Raw genomic sequence first — 7,889 nt, forward strand, 5'->3', positions numbered from 1 at the left:
GAATGGCGCTNTACGCCACGCGGGCCGGCAGCTTCTTTCCCCACCGCGTGGTGTTCGGGGTTCTCAACGTCATCGTGAACACTTTCCGTCCGATACCGTTCATCATTCTGCTCGCCGCCGTCCAACCGATCGCCCGCGGCATCGGACTTCCCGGCATCGGCGTGCCGTTCGCGATCTTCGCGATCACGATCGCGTCGCTGTTCGCGATCAGTCGCATCGTCGAACAGAACCTGCTGACGGTGCGCCCGGGAGTGGTGGAGGCGGCGCGCGCCGCGGGAGCGAGCCGCTCGAGGATCCTGTTCCGACTGATCCCGCGCGAGGCGCTCGGCCCGCTCCTGCTGGGTTACACCTTCGTCGTCGTCGCCCTCGTGGACATGACGGCGATGGCCGGCGCCATCGGCGCCGGCGGTCTCGGCGAGTTCGCCATCAACTACGGCTTCAAACAGTTCAACCCGTGGGTGACGTGGTCGGCGGTGCTCGTGATCATCGTCATCGTGCAGCTCGTGCAGTTCGTGGGCAACGCCCTCGCTCGACGCGTCCTGCGTCGTTAGCGATCAGCAGGTGAGGCCGTTCGTCGGCACGGTACCGTCGACGAGATAGGACTCCACGGCCTTGTCGACGCAGGCGTTGCCCTTGTTGTAGCCGGTGTGGCCCTCGCCTTGGCGGGTGATCAGCACGCCCGAAGACAGCTGCTGCGCGAGCGACACCGACCACTCGTACGGGGTCGCCGGGTCGTTCGTCGTGCCGACGACGACGATCGGCGCCGCCCCGTCGGCGGTGATCTTCTCGCGCACACCGGTCGGCGGATACGGCCACACCTCGCAGACGTCGACGCCCTGCCAGTACGGGGCGATCGTCGGCGCCTTCTGCTTCACGATCGCATCGGCAGCATCCTTGTCGGCCTGCGAGGTGTCGAGCGGATAGTCCATGCAGTTGTAGGCACGGAACGCCTCGGTCGAGTTGTCCTGATAGGTGCCGTTCGAGCGCGCGTAGTAGAAGTCTGCGAGCTGGAACGCGGTGTCGGGCTTGCCGGCGAGGGCATCCGAGAGCGCGGTGGACAGATACGTCCAGCTGTCCTGCGAGTAGAGGGCGGCGATGATCGCCGTCATGAGCGTGTCAGCCCCCAGCTTGCGGCCGTCCGAGGCGGTGAGCGGTACGCGATCGACGCTGGCCAGCAAGGTGCCGAGCGCCGCCATCCCCTCATCGACCGTGCCGGAGAACGGACAGCTGCGGCTCTGCAGGCAGTCCGCCATGTACGCCCGCAGCGCCGACTCGAACCCGATCGCCTGCGTCGTGCTCACGTCGAGCCCGGAAATCGACGGATCGATCGCGCCATCGAGCACGAGTCGTCCGACCCGTTCGGGGAACAGCTTGGCGTAGGTCGCGCCCAGGAAGGTGCCGTAGGAGTAGCCGAGATAGTTGAGTTTGGTGTCCCCGAGCACGGCGCGCAGCAGATCCATGTCGCGCGCCGCATTGTCGGTGGTGATGTACTTCAGGATGCCGCCACTGTTCGCCTCGCACGCAGCGACGAAGTCGCGGTTTCGCGCCGTCAGCTCATCGGTCCACCCCTGACTGCCTCGCGGATCGGTGGGAATGTCGAAGAGGTACGCGTCCATCGCCGACGGATCGAAACACCGAACGGCGGTCGAGCGCCCCACGCCGCGGGGGTCGAAGCCGATGACGTCGTAGGCATCCGACAGCGCCGAGCCCACGGCGAAAGACGAGGACTGGGCGATGAGGTCGTACCCGCTCGCCCCCGGGCCACCCGGGTTGGTCAGAAGCGAGCCGATCGGAGCCCCGTCGCTCGCGGCGCGACGGATGACGGCAAGGTCGATCGTGCCGACCGCGGGGTCGGACCAGTCCAACGGCGCCGACACGGTCGTGCAGTCGAAACGGCCGGCGTCGGTCCCGGTGCACGCCTTCCAGTCGAGTGCCTGCCCGTAGAACTGCTCGAACCCGGCCGGAACGCCCTCGACGTCCGGCTGGCGGCTCGGTGCCGGCGTGCTCGCACTCTCTGGCGGAATCGCCGCATACAGGCAGCCGGTGAGCATCGTGGATGCCGCGGCGACGGATGCGACGGCGATCAGCGCTCGGCGCATGAGGGTTCTGCGGGGACGGCGGGGTGTCTCGGTCACAGGGTCCTCCCGCTCGCGACGGTCACGAGCATGCTCTCCAGGGCCAGGGCGGGGGCGGCGTTGCCCTCCAGGTTGCTTCGGGTGGCGGCGATGGCGTCGAGCACGACCAGCGTGCGCGGAGCCGTCCACGCCGCCGCGAGGGCGGCCAGTTCATCGGCCAACTCACGGTTGATGAGATCGTCACCGCGACCGAACTGCAGCATCAGCACGTCACGGAACATCGACTCGAGATCGGTCAGGACGCGGTCGATGCCGTCACGCAGACTCCGCGTCGCTCGGCGCTTCTGGTCGTCCTCGAGCGCGCTGAGCTGACTGCGCACGGCGGGCGGCACCGCGGCTCCCGGCGTGATGCCCAGCGTCCGCAACAACGCCTCACGCTCGGCGTCGTCGCGTTCGGCGGTCAGCGCCTTGGCGTCGTCGGTGGCGACCTGAACGATGCGCGCCGCCGTCTCGACGGCGGACCCGACGCCACGCACCGACATCACGGCACGCAGAGTCTCGTCACGGCGTGCCCGCGCGTCGGCATCCGTCGCAAGGCGCACAGCCATGCCGATGTGACGCTGCGACAGCCGCGCGGCCTGCTCGGCGGTCTGCTCGTCGACGCCCGTACGCGCGACGATGAGCCGGGCGACGTCGGCGACGTCGGGCTCGCGCAGGCGGAGAGTGCGCACCCGCGAACGGATCGTGGGCAGGAGATCGGCCTCGCTCGGCGCACAGAGAATCCACACGGTGCGCTCGGGCGGCTCTTCGAGCGCCTTGAGCAGCACGTTGCTGGTGCGCTCGATCATGCGATCGGCGTCTTCCATCACCATGACGCGGTACCGGCCCAGCGACGGAGAGAAATAGGAGCGTTCGACGAGGGCGCGCGCGTCCTTGATGGAGATGATGACGCCCTCGGTGCGCAGCGCCGTGAGGTCGGGGTGTGTTCCCGCGAGCACCTGGCGCATCGCCGCCTCGTCGCCCGGCTCAGCGATGAGCGCGGCGGCGAAGGCCGCAGCCAGCGTCGAGCGCCCCGACCCGGCGGGCCCGGTGATCAGCCATGCGTGGGCGAGCTGACTGGGGTCGGATGCCGCGGCCTGCAGCTGCTGCAGCGCCTCATCCTGACCCCATACCTCGCCCCACGGCAACGCGGCGCGGGATCGATCTGCCGTGGCGATCGCCGAATCCGCACTCATGAGCCCAGCCTACGGGCAGGTGCCGACAGCCCACCGCCGATCGGGTCGTGCCGCGGAGGTGACACCTCAGGCCAGCAGAGGGCGGATGCGATCGCGGACAGCGGCGGCGAGCTCGTCCTCCGACCGTGCCGCGTCGAGCACGAGAAAGCGGCGTGGATCGGCCGCCGCGAGGGCGAGGAAGGCGTCGCGGACCCGCTCATGGAACGCGCTCTTCTCGGCCTCGAGACGGTCGAAGGGCTTGTCCGCCGCGTCGAGGCGCCGCCGCGCGACAGCCGGGTCGAGGTCGAGCAGCACCGTCAGATCCGGCAGCGCCCCCTCGGTGGCCCACATCGACAGATCCCGCACCTGCTCGGCATCCAGCACGCGTCCCGCGCCCTGGTAGGCCACGGAGGAATCGAGATAGCGGTCCTGAATCACCACGTCGCCGCGCGCCAGCGCCGGCCGCACGAGCGTGGCCACGTGCTGGGCGCGGTCCGCGGCGTACAACAGCGCCTCGGCCCGCGGCGCGACCTCGCCGCGATGGTGCAGCACGATCTCGCGGATGAGCACACCCACCTCCGTGCCGCCGGGTTCGCGTGTGCGCACGACGGTGCGCTGCTGCTCACGCAACCAGGTCTCCAGGCGCGTGGCCTGCGTGGTCTTGCCGGTGCCGTCGCCGCCTTCGAAGGTGACCCAGATCCCGCGGGTCATTTCTTCTTGGCGGCCGGCTTGCGCGTGGTCGTCGCTCGCCGGGTGGTGCGCTTGGGCGCGGGACCTTTGGCGCGCTTGTCAGCCAGCATCTGCACGGCGACCTCGAACGTGATGTCATCGGCGGTCTGGCCGCGCGGAATGGTCACATTCGTGGTGCCGTCGGTCACGTACGCGCCGAACCGGCCATCCTTGATGCGGATGGGCTTGGCCGACACGGGGTCGGCCTCGAACTCCTTCAGGAAGCTCGCGGCGCGGGTCGCGTACTTGGGCTGCGCATAGATCTCCAGCGCCTGCTCGAGCGTGATGTCAAAAATCTGGTCCTCGCTCGTGAGCGAGCGGGAGTCGGTCCCCTCTTCAGGTACGGGCCGTAGGGACCGTTCTGCCCCTGATCGGGGCGTCGGTCTCCGGGTCGACCCCGACCGGTCGCGGCACCGAGAAGAGCTTCAGAGCGGTCTCGAGGTCGATGGTCTCGGGCGACCTGCTCTTGAACAGCGACGCACGGCGAGGCTTGGGCGCTTCGACCTTCTTTAGGCGACGCGCTTCTCGGGGGCGCCTTCGGTCGCGACCGGCTCGGGCTCGGACTCGGGCTCTGCGGGCAGCACCTCTTCGAGGTAGGGACCGAAGCGTCCATCCTTGACGACGATGTCCCGCCCGTTGTCCGGGTTCTGCCCGAGCACCCGGTCGCCGGCGATCGGCGCGTCGATGAGCTCGCGAGCCTTGTCGGGGGTGAGCTCGTCGGGGGCCAGATCGCTCGGGACGTTGACGATGCGCGTCGTGCCGTCATCGTTGGGCACGTCGAGGTACGGCCCGTAGCGTCCGAAGCGGAGCGTGGCGACGTCGCCGATCTTGGTGGCGTTGATCTCACGCGCGTCGATCTCGCCGAGGTTGTCGAGGATGTGGCGCAGGCCGACGTGGTTCTCGGAACCGAAGTAGAACTCGTTCAGCCACGCGACCCGCTGCTGCTCGCCGCGGGCGATCGCGTCGAGATCGTCTTCGAGCGCCGCGGTGAAGTCGTAGTCCACGAGGTCGGCGAAGTGCTCCTCGAGCAGTCGGACGACGCTGAACGCGAGCCAGCTCGGAACCAGTGCCTGGCCCCGCTTGGTGACGTACTCGCGATTGATGATGACGTCGATGATGCTCGCGAAGGTGGATGGGCGGCCGATCCCCTTCTCCTCGAGCGCCTTGACCAGCGAAGCCTCCGTGTAGCGGGGCTTCGGGCTCGTCGCGTGGCCCTTGGGCTCGACGTCGCTCAGAGAGAGCACGTCGCCGACGGCGAGCGCCGGAAGGGACTGATCGTCGGACTTGTCCGCGTCGCCGCGCTTCTCGTCCCGTCCCTCTTCGTAGGCCTCGAGGAAGCCTTTGAAGGTGTAGACGGTGCCCGATGCGGTGAAGGCGGCCGTCCGACCTGCGGCTTCGGTCTCGAGCGTCACCGTGGTCGTTTCGTACTTCGCATCCGACATCTGCGAGGCGACGGTGCGCTTCCAGATGAGCTCGTACAGACGCAGCTCGTCGCGGTCGAGCGAGGACGCGACGGATGCCGGGGTGCGGAACGCATCACCGGAGGGGCGGATCGCCTCGTGGGCCTCCTGCGCGTTCTTGCTGTTGTTGCGGTAGCTGCGCGGGTTGACCGGCACGGCCTTGTCGCCGTAGAGGGCGACGGCCTGGGTGCGCGCGGCGGTGACGGCCTGCGTCGACAGGGCCGTCGAGTCGGTGCGCATATAGGTGATGAAGCCCTTCTCGTAGAGCCGCTGCGCGACGCCCATGGCGTGCTTGGCGCTCATCGAGAGCTTGCGTCCGGCCTCCTGCTGCAGGGTGGAGGTGGTGAACGGGGGCTTCGGGCTGCGGGTGCCGGGCTTGGCTTCGACGGCGGTGACGGTGGCGTCGCCTCGCGTCTCGATCGCGGTGGCAAGTTCACGCGCCTGTGATTCCGTCAGCACGACGACGGCCTTCTTGAGCTGACCGGCGTCGTCGAAGTCGGTGCCGCGGGCCAGCGGCGCGCCGTCGAGGCGGGCGAGGCGCGTGGCGAACGACTCCTGTCCGGAGGCGGCGAGTGCCTCCACATCCCAGTAGGAGGCCGAGACGAACGCCATCCGCTCACGCTCGCGATCGACGACCAGGCGGGTGGCCGCCGACTGCACGCGCCCGGCGGAGGTGCCCTGACCGACCTTGCGCCGGGTGACGTCGGACACGTCCCACCCGTACAGGCGGTCGAGGATGCGGCGTGTCTCCTGAGCGTCGACCAGCGCGAGATCGAGCTCGCGGGTGTTGTCGACGGCGGCGCGGATGGCGTCCTTGGTGATCTCGTGGAACACCATGCGCTTGACGGGGACCTTGGGCTTGAGTGCCTCCAGGAGGTGCCACGCGATGGCTTCGCCTTCGCGGTCTTCATCGGTTGCGAGCAGGAGCTCGTCGGCGTTCTTCAGGGCGCGCTTGAGTTCGGCGACGGTCTTCTTGCCGCGCTCGCTCTCCACGTACAGAGGCGTGAAGCCGTTCTCGATGTCGATCGAGTACTTCCCGACCGAGGTCTTCTTCAGTTCGGCGGGAATGTCCTTCTTGTCCGCAAGGTCACGAATGTGACCGACCGAGCTGAGCACCTCGTATCCGTCGCCCAGGTATCCCTGGATCGACTTCATCTTCGTCGGCGACTCGACAATGACGAGCTTCTTGCCCCCAGCACTCTTGACAGCTGCCACGTGGCGTCCTTTCTCCGATGCACACCATACACACCGCCCCATGGGGAAGACGCTGGGAGCGGGCCGGTCATTCCCTCCCCGACGGCGGTCCGGCGCGCGCGCGGGCTTCGGCGCCGAGCAGGCCGCCGCCGACGCGGACGCGAACGGTGGCTGTCATCTCGACGACCGCGCACGCGATGAGTTCCGCCCCCACGGAGGCGGCCACCTCGGCCGCGCGATCGCACGGCACGCCGATCGCAGCTCCGGTCACGGCATCCGCGGCGGCGAGAGCCGCGGCGTCGGCCGCTCCCGCCGCGCGAGCGGAGTGGACCGAGGCGGCGCCGACCGCGCCGACTCCCACCGCTGCCGCCGCGGCGACGGCGAGAGCGCCGAGCGCGGCGGCGGACCCGGCCATCAGACGGACTCCCCACCGCGCGCGTCGAACGTATCCGCCGACACCATGCTCACCGCCCGCCGTCGAGAGCGCAGGAGCGCGCGCTCAGCTCGGGAAGGGGCAACGGCACGCGGACGCCGGCGGAGGCCGTCACGCAGACGAGGTCGCCGTCCGCGGCGATCGCATCGAGACGCGCATCGGCGATGGTCGCAACGAGCTCGGCGACCCGATCGGGCTCGCCGCGAGCGGCGAGTCGCGCGGCCTGTGCAACCGCCTGCTCGAGACGCACGAGGCGACCCACGGCGCTCAGAGAGCCCGCGGTCAGGGCGATGAGAAGGACCACCGCGGGCACGATGACGGCGAATTCGGCAGTCGCGGATCCGCCGTCATCGCACCGGCGGATCATGCGACCGTCAGTGCGCGGCGGACGAGGTCGGTGAGGATGCCGCGGACCTCATCGCTGCGCATGATCATGACGAGCAGCCCGGCGAAGGCCACGGCGGCCATGGTGGCCACGGCGTACTCCGCGGTGGCCGCCCCCGACTCGTCGGCGTAGAGCTCGCGCGCACGTCGCAGCGTGAGCGGCGGCAGAGCGGTGGCCCCGCCGCTCGTGAGCGTGATGGGCGAAGGATGGAACATGCAGAGTCCTACTTTCTCTCGGTGTGGAAGGGGGCACGTCAGGCCGCCGGCGATCCCGCGGACGTGAGGAGGGGCGTCGACCCGCTGAGGACCGAGATCAGCAGGGGCGCGACGCCGAGCAGAAGGAAGGCGGGCAGGGTGCAGACACCCATCGGGACTCTAGAGGATCCCCGGGACCGAGCTC

7 protein-coding genes and 1 pseudogene are annotated in these 7,889 nt (G+C 69.3%); 1 reads left to right on the forward strand and 7 read right to left on the reverse strand.

Going from position 1 to position 7,889, the window contains the following annotated elements; all coding sequences use genetic code 11:
• The coding region (locus tag I5I_RS02245; protein ID WP_036316001.1) for an ABC transporter permease subunit at positions 1-551 on the forward strand (551 nt) is incomplete at its 5' end.
• 3 nt (positions 552-554) lie between these two features.
• Here I5I_RS02245 and I5I_RS02250 read toward each other — a convergent pair.
• The 7 genes and pseudogenes from I5I_RS02250 to I5I_RS02280 all read right to left on the reverse strand — a co-directional run bounded on the left by I5I_RS02250 (position 555) and on the right by I5I_RS02280 (position 7,705).
• Positions 555-2,135: an alpha/beta hydrolase gene (locus I5I_RS02250; protein ID WP_036316004.1), complete on the reverse strand. Its 1,581-nt coding sequence runs from the start codon at positions 2,133-2,135 to the stop codon at positions 555-557.
• Positions 2,132-3,310, reverse strand: coding sequence for a DNA polymerase III subunit delta' (locus I5I_RS02255; RefSeq protein WP_051039436.1), 1,179 nt, complete (start codon positions 3,308-3,310; stop codon positions 2,132-2,134). Before I5I_RS02255 ends, I5I_RS02250 begins: the two co-directional genes overlap by 4 nt.
• Before the next feature lie 66 nt (positions 3,311-3,376).
• The gene (tmk, locus tag I5I_RS02260; protein WP_016464463.1) at positions 3,377-4,000 is read right to left on the reverse strand and encodes a dTMP kinase; all 624 of its coding nucleotides are present in this window, start codon (positions 3,998-4,000) and stop codon (positions 3,377-3,379) included.
• A pseudogene (gene topA, locus I5I_RS02265) lies at positions 3,997-6,735 on the reverse strand (type I DNA topoisomerase). The gene tmk and the pseudogene topA overlap by 4 nt, the downstream one beginning before the upstream one ends.
• 25 nt (positions 6,736-6,760) lie before the next feature.
• Complete coding sequence (locus I5I_RS02270; protein ID WP_036316007.1) at positions 6,761-7,087, reverse strand: hypothetical protein; 327 nt, start codon at positions 7,085-7,087, stop codon at positions 6,761-6,763.
• A gap of 49 nt (positions 7,088-7,136) precedes the next feature.
• Positions 7,137-7,409, reverse strand: coding sequence for a TadE family protein (locus I5I_RS02275; protein ID WP_239498555.1), 273 nt, complete (start codon positions 7,407-7,409; stop codon positions 7,137-7,139).
• Between the two features lie 59 nt (positions 7,410-7,468).
• The gene (locus I5I_RS02280; RefSeq protein WP_036286284.1) at positions 7,469-7,705 is read right to left on the reverse strand and encodes a DUF4244 domain-containing protein; all 237 of its coding nucleotides are present in this window, start codon (positions 7,703-7,705) and stop codon (positions 7,469-7,471) included.
• Between the last annotated feature and the right edge of the window lie 184 nt (positions 7,706-7,889).

Source organism: Microbacterium sp. B24, from assembly GCF_000333415.1.
Lineage (GTDB): Bacteria > Actinomycetota > Actinomycetes > Actinomycetales > Microbacteriaceae > Microbacterium.